Genomic DNA, 19,343 nt, shown 5'->3' with positions numbered 1-19,343 from the left:
GCATTTTTAAAAAACCAATGCAAATAGCTAAAGGGATTATTTTTCCTGATCCAGCTCGAACGTCTTGTGCAGAGCACGCACCGCCAATTCCATGTACTTGTCGGCAATAATCACCGAGGTCTTGATCTCGCTGGTGCTGATCATCTGGATGTTGATGCCCTCTTCGGACAAGGCGCGGAACATGGAGCTGGCAATACCAGCGTGGTTACGCATGCCAATACCGACGATGGACACTTTGCACACGGCTTCGTCAAATACGATTTCGCCAGCACCCACAGCCGGGCCGACCTGGTTCATCAGCAGTTCCTTGGTACGCAGCGCGTCATTGCGGCTGACGGTAAAGGAAAAGTCTGTGGTGCCCTGAACCGACAGGTTCTGCAAAATCATGTCGACTTCGATGTTGGCCGCTGCGATCGGGCCCAGAATGGAATAGGCCACGCCGGGGGTGTCAGGAACGGCACGCAGGGTGAACTTGGCTTCATCACGGCTGAAGGCAATGCCAGAGACAACGGCAGCTTCCATTTTTTGGTCTTCCTCGAAAGTAATCAGCGTACCCGAAGACATTTCTTCTTCGAGCGAAATCATGGGGTCGGTCATGGAGGACAAGACGCGCACAGGCACCTTGTACTTGCCAGCAAATTCCACAGACCGGATTTGAAGAACTTTGGAGCCCAAAGAGGCCATTTCCAGCATTTCTTCAAAGGACAGCACTTTCATGCGACGTGCTTCGGGCACGACGCGTGGGTCGGTGGTGTAGACACCATCCACATCGGTAAAGATCAGGCATTCGCTGGCCTTCATGGCAGCGGCAACAGCCACCGCGGAAGTATCCGAGCCACCACGACCCAGGGTCGTGATATTGCCTTCATCATCCACACCCTGGAAGCCGGTCACAACGACCACACGGCCTGCGTCCAGATCCTGGCGAATGCGGGTGTCATCAATAGAACTAATGCGGGCACGGGTGTAGGCATTGTCGGTCTTGACGGGAACTTGCCAACCGGCATAGCTGCGGGCGGGAACGCCCTGGGCAGCCAAGGCCATGGCCAACAAAGCGCTACTGGCTTGTTCGCCCGTAGCGGCCAGCATATCCAGCTCGCGCGGATCAGGCTGAATGCTCAGTTCTTTGGCCAGGCCTAGCAAACGGTTGGTTTCACCGGACATGGCCGAAGGAACCACCACAACTTGGTGCCCGGCGGCATGCCATTTGGCAACCCGACGCGCCACATTCTGGATGCGCTCGATCGAGCCCATCGACGTGCCGCCATATTTATGTACGATCAGGGACATCTTTTACTCTGCATCAAAGGGCTAAGGTCTGGGATAGACACAAAACCCAACTATTCTAACGACTTTCTGTGCCCCAAGCGCAGGCTCTACCACATACACACGCAAAAAAACACATACTTTGTCGACTCAACACCATAGCCCACGCTCCTGCCACAGGCCACCCCAAACTACTTAATTGCTTGATCGGCCACCAGGCCTGCTTGCTGGTCGCCTGGACCGGCAGATTCGATCTGCACCCGGCCTCGCACACAGCGCACCAGGTTCTGTCCATGCTTCCACATCAAATTTCTGTCGTGCCCCCGGGCATGCAGCCCGCGCAGTTGCTTGAGCAGTTCTGCCAGACGCGCTTGCGTAGGCAAGCCAGCGCCCTGCTCCTGCAACCAATAACGGAGCACCAGGCTTTGCCGCGCTGGCTCCAGGCTACGCCAGGCCACCAAACTGAAACTGCGTCCTGTTTCATCAGGTTCCAGTGTCAGCCAGTCCTGGCTGGCCACACTATCCAATACTTCCTGCGTTTCGCGGCTTAGCTGGGCTTGGCGCTGCAAACGGCTTTGCCAGCCCGGCCAGCGCGCGTCGAGTACAGGCGTGAGCAAATCGCGCACTGCACCACGGGTGTAATCAGGATTGATATTGGTGGGATCTTGTACCGCATGCCAGCCCGTGGCTGCGGCAAACGCATCACTGGCTTGAAGAATAAGTGCCCTGGGCTGCTCCAGCCAGGGTCGCCAGTACTGCAATTGATCGCGCTGCATACGGGGTGCCATCGCCCCCAGACCGGTTGTACCCGTGCCTCGCAGCAAACGCATCAGAACCGTTTCGGCCTGATCATCTTGATGATGAGCCAGCAGCACATGCTGCAAGCCAACAAAGTGCGCCAGTTCAGCCAGGCCTTGATAGCGGGCATCTCGCGCGGCGGATTCCATGCCATCTGCGCTTAGACGGCGGGACTGTACCTGGACCCGCAAGCTGTGACAGGGTCGCTGCAAACGCGCAGCCAAGTCATGCACATGCGCTTGCCACTGATCGGCAATGGCTTGCAGGCCGTGATGAATATGGAAAAAATGAAGTGTGACTTTGCGGCGGCTGGCCCAAAGATGGGTATGTACCGCCAGCATTGCCGAGTCCGCACCACCACTTAAGGCGACAGCGACGCTATCGCCGCTTTTAAAACTTAGGTGATGGTTAAGCGCCTCCAGCAGCGGGGGTGAGGGGCTAAAGCCCCCCAGCTGACTGGAAGGCAATGGATCAGGCACGAACTTCCTGATAACGGCCGTAGGCCAGGAGACGTTCCATACGCTGCGCCAGCAGTTGTTCGGTGCTCAGGCCCGAGACCTGACGCAAGGCATCAGCCAGGGCACGGCCCAATTGGCGCGCCATCATGGTGGGATCGCGATGTGCACCACCAATGGGCTCGTTGATCACGCGATCGACCAGGCCCAGTTCTTTCAGACGGGGAGCGGTAATGGCCAGGGCCTCAGCCGCCACGGGCGCCTTGTCCGCACTACGCCACAGAATCGAGGCACAACCTTCGGGCGAGATCACGGCGTAGGTGGAATATTGCAGCATGGAGACCACGTCACCCACGGCAATCGCCAACGCACCACCCGAACCGCCTTCACCAATAATGGTGGAGATGATAGGTACACGCAGTTTGGCCATGGCAAACAGGTTATGACCGATTGCCTCGGACTGACCACGCTCTTCAGCGCCAATACCAGGGTAAGCGCCGGGAGTATCAATGAAGGTAAAGACGGGGATACCAAATTTTTCCGCCAACCTCATCAAGCGCAGGGCTTTACGGTAGCCTTCGGGGCGCGGCATGCCGAAGTTGCGACGGGCGCGCTCTTTGGTATCACGACCTTTCTGGTGACCAATCACCATGCAAGGCGTACCGTTGAAACGGGCCAGACCACCCACAATGGCCAGGTCGTCCGCATACATGCGATCGCCATGCAGTTCGTGAAAGTCCGAGAAGATCTGGTTTACATAGTCCAGGGTGTATGGACGTTGTGGATGGCGAGCAACCAGGGCCGTTTGCCAAGGCGTGAGCTTGGCGTAAATGTTCTTGGCCAGCGTCTGGCTTTTTTGCTGCAGACGGCTGAGTTCCTCTGAAATATCCACAGCGGAATCAGATTGCACATAGCGGAGCTCTTCGATTTTGCCTTCGAGCTCGGCCAAAGGCTGCTCAAATTCCAGGAATGTATTTCGCATGTCGGTTCTTAAGGTTTAGGCCTAATTTAATATCGTACCGCAACTGTGTTCAGACTGCGCCACAGATGCCAGGTAGCCACCGTGCACCACGGTGCCCACGCTTGAGCAACTTCACGCGCCTCGAACCGGGAGACCGGCTCGCCGCTGAAATAGTGCAGAGAGATTGCCTTGAGCAGGCCCGCATCATCCAAAGGGAGAACATCGGGTCTGTGCAAGTTGAAAATCAGAAACATATCAGCCGTCCAGCGACCTACACCACGAATGGCGCACAGGTCCGCAATAACGGCTTCATCAGACAGGGACTGCCATGCCTGGGGGTCGATTTTACGAGCATCAAAGTGAGTCGCCAAATCAACAATATATTCGGCCTTGCGTTTGGGCAAACCCAAACCATGCAGGGCCTCGTAACCCAGTTCCAAAATAAGTTCAGGCGAGAGTGCCTGGCCGCAACCTTCCAGCAGCTTGCGCCACAGCTGGTCCGCCGTACGCGAGGCCAGTTGCTGGCCCACAATGGAACGCACCAAGGTGGTGAAAGCCGGTGCCTGATGTTGCAGCCAGTAGTCGCCATGCTGGGGGATGAGCTTGCGCAAGATACGATCGCGCTTCATCAACTGGGCGCACGCGTCGTCCCAGTAATCAGGTTTGCCCACCAAACGAACTTGAGGGCCGGATTGAACGCCGCTTAGGCCCTGCGCCATTGTGTTGCTCCACCTGGCCGATCCTCCAGCTCTACGCCCTGCTCTTTAAGCTGCTCACGGATGGCGTCGGCGCGCGCAAAGTCGCGGTTCTGTTTAGCCTGGCCGCGTTCAGCCAGAAGCTCGTCAATCTGAGCGTCGCTCAAGGAGTCGGCACCGGCCACGCTGGCCGCCTGACCAAAGCGAGTGCTGGCACGCCAGTAGACGGCCGGGTCCACTTGCAACAGACCAATCACGCCACCCAGAGCGCGCATCAAACCGGCGGCCTGCGCATCCTTGTCGCGGTTGGCCTGGCCAGCCAGTTCAAACAGAACGGCAACAGCGCCAGCCGTATTGAAATCGTCGTTCATGGCTTCGGCAAACGCCAGAGCGGGGCCTTGAGTCCAGTCAATCTGGACATCGGCGGCAGGAACGTGTTGAAGGGTCTGGTACAGACGGTCCAAAGCCTGCTGAGCATCGCGCAGATTATCTGGCGCGTAGTTTTGCAAGCTGCGGTAATGATTGCGCACAATAAAGAAGCGCAGCATTTCAGCTTCACGCGGATTGGCGATGTAGCTGCTTTCTTCGTCGGCTAGACCTTCGGGGGCCACGGTATCGCGAATGCGACGGAAGTTGCCCAGGGACTTGGACATTTTCTCCGAGTCCACCATCAGGGGACCGCAGTGCATCCAGACATTGGCCAACTGGCCGCCAAAAGCGCCTTCCGTTTGGGCAATTTCGTTTTCGTGGTGAGGGAACTTCAAGTCTGGGCCACCGCCGTGAATATCCAGGGGCAGGCCCAGCAGCGCCTTGCTCATGGCCGAACATTCGATGTGCCAGCCCGGACGGCCCAGGCCGTACGAGGATTCCCATTTGGATTCGGCGGGTTCGTCTTCTTTAGCCGACTTCCACAGCACAAAATCCAGAGGGTCACGCTTGGCCGAGTTCAGGGCAACACGCTCACCGGCACGCAGATCATCCAAAGAGCGACCCGACAATTTGCCGTAGCCGGGGAACTGACGCACGGCGTAGTTCACATCACCGTCTTCGGACTGATAGGCCAGGCCGTTTTCTTCCAGCTTGGCAATAATGCCCAGCATATCGGGCACGTGCTGCGTGGCGCGTGGTTCCGAGTCAGGGCTTTGCACACCCAGGGCCTTTTCGTCGGCATGCATGGCGGCAATATAGAAGTCCGTTACCTGAGACATCAGTTGCTTGCGCTCGACGGCACGGCGGATGATCTTGTCATCAATATCGGTAATATTGCGCACATAGGAGACGCGATAGCCGCTTGCTCGCAACCAGCGCTGCACGATGTCAAAGCTGACCAGCATACGAGCGTGCCCCAGGTGACAGAAGTCGTACACCGTCATGCCACAGACGTACATACGCACGTGGCCCGGTTCAACCGGAGAAAACACCTCTTTAGAGCGTGACAACGAGTTATAAATGCGCAACATGGCCTGTAATCGTCATAAAATCGGAACCTTGTGCCAGAACAATTGCCCTTGGATCAGGTTCCGTATTTCCCGCCCGGCAAGAGGCAAGGTTAGAATGATGGTCAATAAGTATAGCAAGCAGACCTCGTTAAAGGCAGCAATCTACCAACCTTCCTGGTCTTCAAGCCAGATTTTATAGGCGCCCCCTCTGTGTTCAGTACACCTAGACGGACTCGGTTTCTCGCTCCTTGCACCCTGGCCCTTTTTCTGGCCCTGGGTCAAAACGTGAGCGCCCAATCCCTGCCCGATTTGCCCCCGCCCAGTGCGCGGGTGAACGATCCCTTGCTGGATATCGCTCCCGAACCTGAACGTGGCTGGAAGGGTCTGGCCCGTGCTCTGGACGTGCTGGCCCCCAGCGTCGATACCTCTTTGCCGCTTAGCGCCGCTGAAGTCAGCCAGCGCATCAGCACCTTGATTGCCCAGGGCCGTCATGCCGACGCCTTGCAGGCGATCGAAAAACAGCTGGAGCAACGCAAGGACCGGGGCGAGCCCGGTGCCAATGTGCAGTTGCTGTTTTTGAAGGCACGCGCCCTGTCGGCCAGTGGTGACCACAATGGCGCCATCAGCCTTTACCAGAACATGACCACCTATTACCCGGAGTTGCCCGAGCCCTGGAATAATCTGGCGGCCGAGTATATCGCGCAGGACAAGCTGGACCTGGCCCTGGAAGCCCTGAAAATGGCTTTGACCGCCGATCCGTCCTACGCACTGGCCCGCGCCAATATGGGTGAAGTCCAACTGATGCTGGCCAATGACACCTACCGTCAGGCCGCCGCCAGTGGTGTGCCCAAAGCAGCCCAGCGTGCGCAACAAACTGGCCAAATTCTGCAACAATAAGATTTTTCCTTGACTGGGTTGTCCCTATCTTATGTTTGCAAGCACATTTCAATGGTGTGATCAGGCTCGCAGCTTGCGCACCCTGCTTATTGCTGCCTGTATGGCTATGCCTATGATGAGCAGTCCGGCTATGGCAGCAGATTCTTCCACTTCTTCTGAAGGCACTTCTATGAGCACCTCTCCACGCGTCCAACTGCAGACGAACCAGGGCACCATCCTGATCGAACTGAACGCAGAAAAAGCCCCCAACACCGTAGCCAACTTTGTGGACTACGTGTCCAGCGGTTTTTACGACGGCACCGTGTTTCACCGTGTGATCAACAACTTCATGATCCAGGGCGGCGGCTTTGAGGCCGACATGAAGCAAAAAGCCACCAACGCTCCTGTCAAGAACGAAGCCGACAACGGTTTGAAGAACGACAAGTACACCCTGGCCATGGCTCGCACCTCCGACCCACACTCGGCTACGGCTCAGTTCTTCATCAACGTGGCTGACAACGACTTCCTGAACTTCACCGCTCCTACCGCCAATGGCTGGGGCTACGCCGTATTTGGCCGCGTGATCGAAGGCATGGACGTGGTCGACAAGATCAAGACCGTGCGCACCGGCAACAAGGGCTTCCACCAAGACGTGCCCGTTGAGGACGTCGTTCTGGAAAAAGCCACGCTTGTCGAATAAGCTCACGCTTGCGGGCAACATCTGGATTGCTGCGGACCTGCATCTGGGTCCGGACAATCCAGACACCGTCCAGGATTTCCTGCAGTTTCTGCACTCCGCCCAGCATCAAGCTCATGCCTTGATCCTGGGCGGTGATATTTTCAATGCCTGGATTGGTGACGATCAAATCGCCCACCCTGCTCCTTGGCTTGCTCAAGTCAGTGAGGCGCTGCGCACATTCGCGCAGCAGCATCCGCTGTATCTGATGCGCGGCAATCGCGATTTCCTGCTGGGCCAAACCTACGCCCGCCATGTTCACGCCACGCTATTGCCCGATCAAGTCGTTCTGGACACTTCTGCCGGCCTGATTCTGATGTCGCACGGCGACGAGTACTGCCTGGACGATCTGGCCTATCAACGCTTTCGCCATTGGGTACGCAAACCCTGGCTCCAGAAACTCTATCTGGCCTGCCCTTTAAGCTTGCGTCAGCGTATTGCCGATTCAGCCCGCGCCGGTAGCCAGCGCGGCAAGCAATACAAGTCCAAAGACATCATGGATGTGCAGCCTGCAGCTATTGTGGCAGCCTGCGAGGCGCATCCTGTGCAGGCCATGGTTCATGGCCATACACATCGCCCTGCAGTACATGACATTCCCGGCTTTGAGCCGGTACGCCGCTGGGTACTCCCGGATTGGGAATCTGACTCCTCGGAAGGAGGACGACGGGGCGGCTATATCAGCATTGAAGGTGTACAGCTCTGCCTGCACCAGTGGGGGCAAGAGGATCAGTGTCAGACACTGGGACCTCAGTAAGAGTGACTTCACCTACAGCCAGCTAGGTTTAAGCTCCACGTCTTTTTATACCTTCTTGCGATAAAACCTGTTTTTCTTCACACGGTGCTGGTGGCAGGAATCAAGGTGGCTGCATAAGCATTTTTGAGGGGGCAGTTGGGCTCGACTTGGCGGGTCTCCGGCCCGTGCTGCGCACGGGCTCCCTGGTCTCTTGCAGTATCCAGGCGCCCTGTGAACTCGCGGGGTGGCTCGTCCCCCGGACGAACCACAAGCGCCCCGATCAAACAGCACAGGGCTTGCATCCTGGATACTGCAAGAGCCTGCGGCCAGAGCCCTGACTCGCCCGTCGAGCCCAACTGCCCCCTCAAAAACGCAAAAAAGACCGTGATTTTTGCCAACAAGATACTTTCGCTCGCGGCAACCAAAGCGGACCACCGAAGGCTGGTCTCGTGCCCGACCACCGACTCTTGGCGCCATGAGCAGCAAGGCTGCTTGTCCCTTCCTCACTGTGAGCCTCTCGGTTCGTCTACCCCGGTATCCGGGCGGTTCAGACTGCTTGCCGCAGGCGGTGTTCGGATACGGGGTGCAAGCGCCCTTCTGTTTGAGCGGGGCGCTTGTGTCTTGTCCGGTGGACAAGACACCCCGCGAGTTAAGGGCGCGCCCGTATCCGAACACCGACCAGGGTACCGGTGCGCAGCACCGGCAAGTAGTCAGCCCGGATACCGGGGCAGACGAACCGAGAGGCGTCTTGCTGAGACCAAGCTCCCTTCAATAAGCAGCAGCGTATCGAAGCCAAGCCAGACCAAATGACGGGCGACAAACCTGCTATTTGCCAACAAACCCTTGCACACAATAATCACCAAAAAAGTGCCTATCAAATTGGTACATCGCTAGATACGCGGACAGACAGACGGATAGACAGCTAGACAGATAAACAGATAGATAGGTGGGTAGGTGGGTAGGTGGGTAGGTGGGTAAAGTATGTGCGTGAAAAGACGACATTTACCGAGCCTCCCTGAAAAGAAAAATCCCCGCTGGCAGATCAAGCAAGCGGGGATTTCAAAACATCTTAGGCGGCAAAGATCTAAGTCATCAGCCACACAAACAATACTCCGCCCAACGCAATCCGATACCAGGCAAAAGGACGATAGGTGCGACTGGACACAAAGCGCAGCACGGCCTTCACCAGGAACAAGGCGCTAAAGAAGGCAGCAACAAAGCCCACAATAATCGCGGTGCTTTGATCTGCACTCAAGGACGCACCGTTGCGATACAGGTCATAAACCGTAGCAGCCAGCATGGTTGGCATGGCCAGGAAGAAAGAAAACTCCGTGGCGGTCTTGCGCTGAATACCAGCCAACATGCCACCGATAATGGTGGCACCCGAACGTGAAGTACCTGGCACCATGGCAATGCACTGGGCAAAACCAACCACCAAAGCCTGCTTCCAGGTGATCTCTTCCAAGGCAAAGGCGGTGGCCTTTTGCGAGGTGGCGGTTTCACCCTGATCCAGCTCCGACGTGTTCTTCGCGTACTGCGGTTTGCGCTCGACCCACAGCATCAACAAACCACCCAATACCAGCGTGAACACAAACACAATCTGGTGATGGAACAAGGCTTTAACGTACTGAATCGTCAAGGCACCAATAACGGCAGCGGGCAAAAAGGCAATCAGCAGATTGCGAGTGAACATCAGCTCGGTACGATCTCCGCGCAAGACCCCGGTGATCAGCTGAATCAAACGGGCGCGAAAAATCCAGATCACGGCCAGAATCGAACCAAACTGAATGACAACCTCGAAGACCTTGGCATCACCCGAGGAAAAATCAATCCAGGAGCCCAGGATCAGCAAGTGCGCCGTACTGGAAACCGGAATGAATTCCGTGATGCCCTCAACAATCCCCAGAAACAGGGCTTTCAACAAATAGAGAGTTTGCTCAGTCATGTTGTCCGAATCAAAGCCAATAAAAATTAAGACGCCAGAAATGGATCGATTTGTTCATCATCGTATGGCACACGCTCCAGGCTGACCTGCGAAATGCGACGCCCTTCCAGCTCTTCCACCTTGAAGCGATACACCGCATCGCTTTGCTCAAGCACACACATATCGCCCACCTTGGGCAATTGTCCGAAACGCGTCAGCAGATAACCGGCCAGGGTGGCATATTCTTCCTCTTCATCCACCAGACCATCCACACCCAGCATCTGTTCCAGATGATGCAAGTCGGTGGAGCCGTCCAGGAGCCAGTGGTCCTGGGACTCCTGGACAATATCGGGAGTTTCGTCCTCGCTGGGGAAATCGCCTGCAATCGCCTCGAAAATATCCAAAGGCGTCACCAAACCTTCAATAGTGCCGAACTCGTCCGTCACCATGACCAACTGCCCGCGGCTTTGCTTGATGGTTTCCATCAGGTCCAAAATCCCGATGGACTCATACACAAAAACCGGCTGACGCAATTGGTCCAGACGGATATGACCATGAATCAGCAGGTCTGCCAGTAACTCTTTGCTTCGGCCAATGCCAATAACCTCATCGAGCGAACCGCGACACACTGGCACCATGCTATGGGGTTCATGCGTCATCTTTTCGCGCAGGACCTCAGGATCGTCCTGCACATTCACCCAGGTAATCGCATTGCGCGGCGTCATCACCGAATGCACCGTGCGCTCGGACAAGGTCAATACACCACTGACCATATTGCGCTCTTCCTGACCGAACACCATTTGCGCCGCCGCACCGGGCAGATCCGGCCCGATGGCCGTTTCACCGGAAGCGGGACGCTTGCCCAACATGCGCAGCACAGCCTCGGCCGTACGCTCACGCATGGGACGACCAGCCTGCAGCATACGCAACTTGCGACGCGCCAGCTGATTGAACATTTCGATCAGGATGGAGAAGGAAATGGCCGCATACAGGTAACCCTTGGGTACATGTACGCCAAAGCCTTCCACCAGCAAGGAGAAGCCGATCATCAACAAAAAGCCCAGGCACAGGATCACCACCGTGGGGCGACTATTGATATAAGCCGTCAAGGGTTTGGAAGCAACCAGCATGATGCCAATGGCAATGACCACCGCCGCCATCATGATGGGCAGGTGCTCGACCATACCCACCGCAGTAATGACCGCGTCGATGGAGAACACGGCATCCAGCACCACGATCTGCGCCACGATGACCCAGAAGCTGGCATACATGCGCGAGCCGGAAGCATGAGCGCTGCGGTTCTCAATACGTTCGTGCAGCTCCAGTGTGCCCTTGAACAGCAGGAAAAAACCACCCACGATCATGATCAGATCACGGCCAGAAAAATCCAGACTGAATATGGAGATCAAGGGGTCGGTCAGCTGCACCAGATGGGACATGACCGTGAGCAAGCCAAGGCGCATCAGCAAGGCCAGTGACAGGCCCAGCACACGAGCCCGGTCGCGCTGCGCCGGAGGCAGCTTGTCGACCAAAATTGCAATGAACACCAGGTTATCGATGCCCAGCACAATTTCCAGAACTACCAGTGTGAGTAACCCAACCCAGGCGGTCGGGTCCATCAACCACTCCATCTCAGCTCCTTGGCGCTGTGATTAAAAGAACACCCCGGCAATGCCGGGGTCTAGGTTCTTAATCTTGCAGGTGCGACAGCATCTGAATAAAGATCTTCGGACTGGCGGCAATCACATTGCCAGTCTCTTTCCAGGTTTGTTCGCCTTCAAAGTCGCCCACCAGACCGCCGGCTTCGGTCACCAGCAAAGTGCCGGCAGCCAGATCCCAAGGTTGCAGATTGACGGCGCAGAAGCCATCCAGACGACCTGCAGCCACATAAGCCAGATCCAAAACCGTTGCACCCACGCGACGCACGGCAGCACATTCGGCCAGCATATCGGCAAATGGGGAGGTGGGTTTCACGCCTGCACCCGAATCCGGCACGTGTGCACCGATCAAGGCATCGTGGTAACGAGTCTGGCCCGACACACGAATACGACGGTCGTTCAGGAAGGCACCACCGCCACGGCTGGCCGTGAACATTTCATTGCGGTTAGTGTCGTAAATGACGGCATGGGCAGCCTGGCCACGGTGCATCAAGGCAATCGAAATTGCGTAGCACGGAAAGCCGTGGATAAAGTTGGTGGTGCCATCCAGAGGATCAATGACCCACTGGTATTCGGGAGTACCTTCGCCTGCGGGTTCCAGCGGTGGGCGCTCGCCCGTTTCCTCGCCGATAAAACCGTGGTCGGGGTAAGCTTCGCTCAATACTTCAATGATGGCTTCCTCTGCTGCGCGATCCACTTCCGTGACATAATCTTTAGGGCCTTTACGCGCAACCGACAGGTGCTGGAGGTCCAGACTGGCGCGAGAGATAATGGTGCCGGCACGGCGAGCCGCCTTGATGGCGGTATTGAGCATCGGGTGCATGGAAATTCCGTTTTTTTAACAATAATTGAGCCTGCCTGGCGTGCCCTGTTGCAGGGCAAAATCGCGTGAGCAGACACAGGAAGCGTAGCTTCAAAGTAGCTATTTTAAATGACTCAGACGCAAGCATCGGCATTTGATGATAATTTTCACCGGGTTCGCTTCATTATGGTGCAACCCAGCCACCCTGGAAACGTCGGCGCAGCAGCGCGAGCGATCAAAACCATGGGCTTTGGCGACTTATGCCTGGTCGACCCGCTAGACCCGGACGTTGCACAAAACCCTCAGGCAATCTCGCTGGCCAGCGGTGCCGTAGACGTTTTGGAGCAAGCAACTATTGTTCCCACTCTGGCGCATGCACTGGAACCGGTCACTCTGGCTTTTGCCCTGACGGCCCGCCCCCGCTATTTAGGACCGCCAGCCGCCGATATACGTCAGACTGCCGAACTGAGCCGTGAGCATCTGCGCCAGCACGCCGGAACCGTCGCCATTGTGCTGGGGACCGAACGCGTGGGCCTGACCAACGATCACATCAGCCAGTGCCAATACGTCTGCCATATTCCGGCCAATCCTGAATACAGTTCCCTGAATGTCGCCCAGGCTTTGCAACTGGCTGCCTGGGAATTGCGCTACGCGCTGCTGGCTGAAAGCGGTGCCAGCCTGCTGCCCCATACGGATGGCAAGGCAGACCCTGGCAAGGAGCTGGCTCCCCAAGCCAAAGTGCAAGCCTTGCTACAGCACTGGGAACAGGCCATTGAAAGCGTCAAGTTCCTGGACCCCAAACACCCCAAGAAGCTGGTGCCCCGCATGCAGCACCTGTTCGGGCGCGCCCAGCTTAGTTTGGACGAAGTGGATATGTTGCGCGGCCTGTGTACCGCCATGATCAAGACCGCTAAAACAGCGGGCCACCCCATCCCCGAACAACGTAAAGACGAATCGGCAGGCCCGGAACATCGCTAAAACCTGCGTTCAAACGCGCTCCCCCTCTTGCCCGCTGCACCCAGCGGGCACTGTCTTTTATGAGCGATCACACAGTGGACACTTTCTTGGCTGGCGTATATTCTTACTGAGTTACTTTTTCGGTAAGCAATAGCTGTTTTCAAGCATGAACACTCCCGAGACCGTAGAACCGCAGGATCAGGCCGGGCCGCGCACCTTGCAACGCGGCCTGCTGGTGCTCAAGACTTTGCAGAATCATCAAGGCAAAGGGCTGAGCGTCACCGACCTGTCGCGCGCCACGCAATTACAGCGCCCCACCATCTACCGGCTGCTGGCCGCCCTGATCGATCACGGTCTGGTCCAGAACAGCAGCCATAGCCGTCGCTACAACGCCACGCGCCAGGATCAGGGCCTGTTTGGACTGGACCCGCGTGTCACCATCATGCAGCCCATCATGCAAGAGCTGGCTCAACAGACTGGCGACGCGGTCTTTCTGGTGGGCCGCGATGGCGACGACTCTGTTAGCCTGTGGCGCGAAATTGGCCCCTACCCGGTACAGATTCTGGCCACTTATGTAGGCAAGCGTCAGCCTTTGGGCGTGGGTTCGGGTGGCATGGCCTATCTGGCCACACTTGGGGACGAAGCGATCGAGCAGATTATCGAACGCAATGCCAATCAGCTGGATCAGTACGGTGGCATGACTCAGCGCGAGATGCGCCAGTTGGTCACCAACACCCGTATCCGGGGCTACTCGGTTGTAGGCAATTACGCCGTACGCGGTGCTTTGGGTGTGGGCTGCGCGTTGTGCGATCACAAAGGCCGCCCCATTCTGGCCATGAGTGTCACGGCCATTACCGAGCGCATGCCTGCGCCACGGCAAAAAGAAATTGCCGGTTTGCTGCGCGACGCGCTGGATTCGGTCGCCGACAAGTTTTAAATCTGGGCGGATTTCTCCCCCTGAATGGTGTCGGGATCGTTAACACCCTCATCCGCACACAGCCTGCCCTGTGTGCTTTTTTACGTCTCGAAGTTCATTCCCTCTGTCTGCTTTTCCAATCAACGCAGGTGGCTCCTCCAGGCTCAGCCTGTCAAAAAAAGAGAAACTACGCTGGCTATAAGCCCAGTCCCTTCCCACGCCGCACTCCCCCAGGTTGGCGTATGAAAAAAAAGCAGTTCCGTTTCAAACAGCGCCCTATCCGCAACTCAAACTGATCCTCTAATCAGTTCGTTTTAGCTAAATATCCCCATCTCCCGTAAAACAAGCGGCTTTATACCCAAAGCCGCGTGTCGCAGCATTCGCACGCCCTTTTCCCCTAGGGTTAACGCGTCATCGTTTCGCCGCGCGTAAATAAAACAACATTTGCTTTATTGATCCACGCACTAGCCTGTCGCTATCTTGTGGGCACAACGATAAGCCCCCTAAGGGGCACACCATAAAAAAGGAAGGCGAGATACAGGCAACAGTCATTACCGAGGAGTACGCGCTAGCGGGACTGTGTATCCAGCATCCACATCCATCAGCCGACCCACTAGCCAGGTCGGGGAGACAAAAACAAGGATAAGTTCATCATGAACACCACTGCTACCCTCTCGGCCAAACCCAGGCCAAACTTGCTGACCCGCTTTACCAATATCTGCGTGCGTTACGTAGAAAAGTGGATGCCGGACCCGTATCTGTTCGCCGTCATCCTGAGCTTGCTGGTTGTAGGACTGATTGCCCTGTTTGTCGATGGCGCCACCCCCGGAGGAATGGTGGATGCCTGGTATCGCGGGGTATGGGGCCCCAAAAGTATTTTCACCTTTGCCCTGCAAATGGTGCTGATTCTGGTGACGGGCTACACCCTGGCTGAAGCACCGCCCTTGAAACGCGCCATCATCTGGTTGGCCTCCCGTGCCCGCACACAAGTTGAAGGTGCCCTGTTGTGCTTTGCCGTGGGCGCGATCTTCTGCCTGCTGAACTGGGGCCTGGGTCTGGTGGCCGGTGCCCTGGTTGCACGCCAGGTTGCCCGCCGTCTGCCCAATGTGCACTTTGGTTATCTGATTGCCTCGGGTTATATGGGTTACCTGCTCTGGACTCAAGGTCTGTCCAGCTCGATTGCCCTGGCCAATACTGATCCCAACAGCCCCATCAACGTCATCCATCAACTGACCAGCATGACGGTGCCGTTCAGCCTGACCATTTTCCAGCCCTATAGCTGGATTCCAGTTGTGGCCCTGATCATCCTCCTGTTTCTGACGATCTGGCGCATGGAGCCTGACTACGCCTTGCCGCCCGACCCCGCCGTCTTTGCTGACATTGAAAAAGACCTGCCCAAAACCAAGCCCAGTACCCCGGCTGAAAAGCTGGAAAACCTGTGGATTCTGAATGTGCTGTTCTTTGCCGCGGGTATGTACTACTTCGTGCGCAGCGGTTTTGCGCTGAACATCTCATCCATGATCATGCTGTTTACCGTCACCGGTGCCCTGCTGCACTGGACGCCTATCCGCTTTATCAAGTCCTTTGTCGAGTCCGCCAAAACGGCAGGCCCGCTGATTCTGCAGTACCCGCTGTATGGCGGCATCATGGGCTTGCTGGCCTATATCCCCATGGAAGGCGGTCGCGCCCTGGAAGAAATCCTGTCCTCCGCGCTGGTGACTGGGGCCAATGAATACACTCTGCCCTTCCTGACCTTTATCGCCTCCATCATCATCTCGCTGTTTGTTCCTTCCGGTGGCGGACACTGGGGTGTGCAAGGCCCCATCGCCGTGCAATCGGCCCTGGCCATTGGTCAGGACGGACCCGCCTACCTGGGCCTGATGTCCATGGCCGTGGCCTTTGGTGAAGCGGTGGCCAATATGATCCAGCCCTTCTGGCTTTTGCCTGTGCTGGCCATTGCGCGCCTGAATGTACGACAAGTGATGGGCTTTACCGTGGTGGCCTTTCTGATTGGCACCGTCATTTTGACGATTGCTATTCTTATCGCACCTTTCACGATCTAAGGACGCGCCATGTCTGTGAATGATTTCGCTACCCGAAACAGGACATCCAGCCAGGAGGCAGCAGAGGCAGCAATTGCCCGCTACGAGCAAACCGAGGATCTGATTCAGGCCTTTGCCCATCTGGACAAGGAGCAGGTACGGCATGTCGCCCAAGAGCAGGAGAACAACACCGGCCCCTTGAAGGGGCTGGTCATCGGCATCAAGGATTTGATCAATACGGCGGACGCTCCAGCCACCTATGGTTCGCCCATTTATCGCGACAACCGCCCCACCCAGGACGCTGCCATTGTGCAGGCCCTGCGTGCGGCCGGTGCCGTGCCTTTTGGCAAAACCGTCACCACAGAATTTGCGCTGTTTAGTCCACCCAAGACACGCAACCCCTGGAATCTGGAGCACACGCCGGGCGGTTCGTCGTCCGGCTCGGCCGCTGCCGTGGCTGCCAATGTGGTGCCGGTAGCTTTGGGCACCCAGACAGCGGGGTCCGTGGTGCGCCCCGCCACGTTCTGCGGAATTTATGGCTTCAAACCCAGCTTCGGCGCCTTGCCCAGCAGCGGCCTGAAAACCATCAGCCCGTCTCTGGACACCTTGGGAATTTTGGGCCAGCGTCTGGAGGATGTTCGCCTTGTGTTCAACGCACTACGCAGCACGCCGGAAGTATCGCAAGTCCTGCAGCAAGCCCCTTTGCGCCTGAGCTTTTTGCACACACCCTGGTGGGAGGACATTGCCGAGGATTTGCGTGATCAGCTGGAAGCGACCGTGACTCACCTGAAAATGGATGACGGCCAGTTCGAAGTTCAGCTTAGCGACAGGGACAGTCTGTTTGGTGAACTGACCCATGCGCAGCAAGCCGTCATGGGGGCTGAAGTGCTGATCCATTTAAGCCATGAACGCCAGCAACATCTGGAACTGCTCTCGCCTGCTTTGCAGACTTATCTGGATAAATGCGCACAGACTCAACCTGCCGAACTGATTCAGGCTCAAGGCCTGATCAATCAGGTCAAGCGCCAACCCGAGCTGATCTTCGGCGACGCAGACCTGATCCTGAGCGCAGCCGCCTTGGGCGAGGCTCCCACACGCGACACGACGGGCGATCCCGTGCTGTGCCGCGCCTGGACGGCACTGGGCATTCCATGCATCAACTTGCCCATCGGCTTTGGTAGCCACGGGCTTCCTTTAGGACTGCAAGTGGCTGCCCGCCCTGGGCAAGATGACCTGCTACTGGAAGCGGCCACCCGCATTGCCCATCGCCTGGGCACATTAACTATCGCGCTGCCTGAACTCCGAACCTGAAGGGTCGGGCAGCTTACTCAACGGATCACATCGACAGAGGTAGGACAGGGAAACCCAATGACGGACAGCAACTGGAATCTTAAGAATCAAGCCCGCCAGCAAAGACTGCAACGTGCCAGCCGTGCACTGGGAGACTCTTTGCAAGGCAAGATATGCAGCACGGATAAAGCCAGCAGCTTGCTGGAAGCCGTATTACAAGTAGGAGATCGAGTATGTCTGGAAGGCAATAACCAGAAGCAGGCCGACTTTCTGGCCGACGCACTGGTGGGCGTCGACCCAGCGCAGATTCATGACCTGCACATGGTGCAATCCGTGCTGGCCTTGCCCCAGCATCTGGATGTGTTTGAAAAAGGCATTGCGAACCGCCTGGACTTCAGCTTTTCCGGCCCGCAAGGTGCGCGCCTGGCCAGGCTGGCCTCGGCAGGACGACTGAACATCGGTGCCATTCATACCTATCTGGAGTTGTTTGCCCGTTACTTTGTAGATTTGACCCCGAATGTCGCGCTCATCGCGGCCCAGGCCGCCGATGAGCACGGCAATCTGTACACCGGCCCCAATACCGAAGATACCCCGGCTATTGTGGAAGCCACTGCCTTTTCCGGCGGCATTGTCATCGCCCAGGTCAACGAGCTGGTCGACAGCAAGACCACCCGCCTGCCGCGTGTGGACATTCCCGCCGACTGGGTGAACTTTGTCGTGCCCGCTCCCCGCCCGCACTTTATCGAACCGCTGTTTACCCGCGACCCAGCCCAGATCAGCGAAATCCAGGTCTTGATGGCCATGATGGCGATCAAGGGCATCTACGCGGAATACGGTGTGCAACGCCTGAACCACGGCATCGGTTTTGATACCGCCGCCATTGAATTGTTGCTGCCCACTTACGGCGAATCACTGGGCCTGAAAGGCAAGATTTGCCAGCACTGGGCCTTGAATCCGCATCCTGCCCTGATCCCGGCCATCGAAGCCGGTTGGGTGCAATCGGTGCACTCCTTCGGCTCCGAGCTGGGCATGGAAAACTATCTGCGCGCCCGCTCCGATGTGTTCTTCACCGGCCCGGATGGCAGCATGCGCAGCAACCGCGCGTTCTGTCAGGCGGCTGGCCACTACGCCTGTGACCTGTTCATCGGCTCCACCTTGCAGATCGACCTGCATGGCAATAGCTCCACCGCCACGCTGGGCCGTATTGCCGGTTTTGGTGGCGCACCCAATATGGGCGCGGATGCACGTGGTCGTCGCCACGCCAGCCCCGCCTGGTTGAAAGCCGGGCAAGAGGCACGCCAAGGACGCCAAGGTGCAGCCGGTACGCCACGTGGTCAGAAGCTGGTGGTGCAGATTGTGGAAACCTTCCGCGAACACATGACGCCCGCCTTTGTGGACACCCTGGATGCCTGGACCCTGCAGGAGCAGACCGGCATGGATCTGCCGCCCATCATGGTGTACGGCGACGATGTCACTCACATCCTGACAGAAGAAGGCATCGCCAATCTCTTGCTGTGCCGTACCGACGAAGAGCGCGAGCAAGCCATACGGGGCGTTGCCGGCTATACGCAAGTGGGCCTGGGCCGAGATGCCCGCATGGTGGAGAACCTGCGTGATCGCGGCATCATCCGTCGCCCTCAGGATCTGGGCATAGACCCACGCCAGGCCACCCGCAATTTATTGGCCGCACGCAGCATGCGGGATCTGGTTCAAGCCTCCGGCGGGCTGTATCAACCTCCGGCACGCTTCCGTAACTGGTAATGGCCCGCCACGCTATTTGCATTAGGAGATCACG

Annotated in this window: 16 protein-coding genes; 8 read left to right on the top strand and 8 right to left on the bottom strand. The window is 57.2% G+C overall.

Translation table 11 applies throughout. From position 1 onward, the window contains the following. Positions 1 to 36 precede the first annotated feature (36 nt). From ACU6HM_RS10780 to cysS, 5 genes are all read right to left on the bottom strand, one after another. On the bottom strand, positions 37 to 1,290 hold the full coding sequence (locus ACU6HM_RS10780) for an aspartate kinase (RefSeq protein WP_022983529.1): 1,254 nt from the start codon (positions 1,288 to 1,290) through the stop codon (positions 37 to 39). 167 nt (positions 1,291 to 1,457) lie between these two features. Beyond that, entirely contained in the window at positions 1,458 to 2,405 is a 948-nt protein-coding gene (gene tilS / locus ACU6HM_RS10775; protein ID WP_446763838.1) for a tRNA lysidine(34) synthetase TilS, read from the bottom strand. A gap of 130 nt (positions 2,406 to 2,535) precedes the next feature. Then, positions 2,536 to 3,501: an acetyl-CoA carboxylase carboxyltransferase subunit alpha gene (locus ACU6HM_RS10770; protein ID WP_022983527.1), complete on the bottom strand. Its 966-nt coding sequence runs from the start codon at positions 3,499 to 3,501 to the stop codon at positions 2,536 to 2,538. Between the two features lie 26 nt (positions 3,502 to 3,527). Next, positions 3,528 to 4,199, bottom strand: a complete 672-nt coding sequence (locus ACU6HM_RS10765; RefSeq protein ID WP_446763791.1) for a DNA-3-methyladenine glycosylase family protein — start codon at positions 4,197 to 4,199, stop codon at positions 3,528 to 3,530. Then, positions 4,184 to 5,635, bottom strand: a complete 1,452-nt coding sequence (gene cysS, locus ACU6HM_RS10760) for a cysteine--tRNA ligase (RefSeq protein ID WP_009457813.1) — start codon at positions 5,633 to 5,635, stop codon at positions 4,184 to 4,186. Before cysS ends, ACU6HM_RS10765 begins: the two co-directional genes overlap by 16 nt. A gap of 264 nt (positions 5,636 to 5,899) precedes the next feature. On the opposite strand from cysS, the gene ACU6HM_RS10755 reads away from it, so the two are divergent. The 3 genes from ACU6HM_RS10755 (at position 5,900) to ACU6HM_RS10745 (ending at position 7,980) form a co-directional block, all read left to right on the top strand. Next, positions 5,900 to 6,511 carry a tetratricopeptide repeat protein gene (locus ACU6HM_RS10755; protein WP_226348582.1) on the top strand — a complete coding sequence of 204 codons (612 nt, stop codon included), beginning with the start codon at positions 5,900 to 5,902 and terminating at the stop codon, positions 6,509 to 6,511. A gap of 169 nt (positions 6,512 to 6,680) precedes the next feature. Next, positions 6,681 to 7,190 (top strand): peptidylprolyl isomerase, encoded by a 510-nt coding sequence (locus ACU6HM_RS10750; RefSeq protein WP_045931048.1) that lies wholly within the window; start codon positions 6,681 to 6,683, stop codon positions 7,188 to 7,190. Continuing rightward, positions 7,180 to 7,980, top strand: coding sequence for a UDP-2,3-diacylglucosamine diphosphatase (locus ACU6HM_RS10745; RefSeq protein WP_009457818.1), 801 nt, complete (start codon positions 7,180 to 7,182; stop codon positions 7,978 to 7,980). The genes ACU6HM_RS10750 and ACU6HM_RS10745 overlap by 11 nt, the downstream gene beginning before the upstream one ends. A 1,063-nt stretch (positions 7,981 to 9,043) precedes the next feature. On the opposite strand, the gene ACU6HM_RS10740 is transcribed toward ACU6HM_RS10745, so the two are convergent. Genes ACU6HM_RS10740 through ACU6HM_RS10730 form a run of 3 tightly spaced genes read right to left on the bottom strand, consistent with a single transcriptional unit; the run spans position 9,044 to position 12,364 of the window. After that, positions 9,044 to 9,904, bottom strand: a complete 861-nt coding sequence (locus ACU6HM_RS10740) for an undecaprenyl-diphosphate phosphatase (RefSeq protein ID WP_022983525.1) — start codon at positions 9,902 to 9,904, stop codon at positions 9,044 to 9,046. Between the two features lie 26 nt (positions 9,905 to 9,930). After that, positions 9,931 to 11,514 carry a TerC family protein gene (locus tag ACU6HM_RS10735; protein ID WP_446763790.1) on the bottom strand — a complete coding sequence of 528 codons (1,584 nt, stop codon included), beginning with the start codon at positions 11,512 to 11,514 and terminating at the stop codon, positions 9,931 to 9,933. A gap of 58 nt (positions 11,515 to 11,572) precedes the next feature. After that, the gene (locus tag ACU6HM_RS10730; protein WP_009457824.1) at positions 11,573 to 12,364 is read right to left on the bottom strand and encodes an inositol monophosphatase family protein; all 792 of its coding nucleotides are present in this window, start codon (positions 12,362 to 12,364) and stop codon (positions 11,573 to 11,575) included. A 108-nt stretch (positions 12,365 to 12,472) separates the two neighbouring features. On the opposite strand from ACU6HM_RS10730, the gene ACU6HM_RS10725 reads away from it, so the two are divergent. The 5 genes from ACU6HM_RS10725 (at position 12,473) to mdcA (ending at position 19,309) form a co-directional block, all read left to right on the top strand. After that, entirely contained in the window at positions 12,473 to 13,321 is an 849-nt protein-coding gene (locus ACU6HM_RS10725) for an RNA methyltransferase (RefSeq protein ID WP_009457826.1), read from the top strand. A 145-nt stretch (positions 13,322 to 13,466) separates the two neighbouring features. Next, positions 13,467 to 14,237 carry an IclR family transcriptional regulator gene (locus ACU6HM_RS10720; RefSeq protein ID WP_446763789.1) on the top strand — a complete coding sequence of 257 codons (771 nt, stop codon included), beginning with the start codon at positions 13,467 to 13,469 and terminating at the stop codon, positions 14,235 to 14,237. Positions 14,238 to 14,869: 632 nt separating this feature from the next. Continuing rightward, positions 14,870 to 16,279 (top strand): short-chain fatty acid transporter, encoded by a 1,410-nt coding sequence (locus ACU6HM_RS10715; protein ID WP_035270901.1) that lies wholly within the window; start codon positions 14,870 to 14,872, stop codon positions 16,277 to 16,279. Positions 16,280 to 16,288: 9 nt separating this feature from the next. Further along, positions 16,289 to 17,569, top strand: coding sequence for an amidase (locus ACU6HM_RS10710; RefSeq protein WP_446763788.1), 1,281 nt, complete (start codon positions 16,289 to 16,291; stop codon positions 17,567 to 17,569). Positions 17,570 to 17,626: 57 nt separating this feature from the next. After that, positions 17,627 to 19,309 (top strand): malonate decarboxylase subunit alpha, encoded by a 1,683-nt coding sequence (gene mdcA / locus ACU6HM_RS10705; RefSeq protein ID WP_009457830.1) that lies wholly within the window; start codon positions 17,627 to 17,629, stop codon positions 19,307 to 19,309. Positions 19,310 to 19,343 lie beyond the last annotated feature (34 nt).

It is taken from the genome of Alcaligenes sp. RM2 (assembly GCF_052931795.1).
The sequence above is the reverse complement of the archived record's forward strand: the minus strand, read 5'-3'. Positions and strand labels throughout refer to the sequence as shown.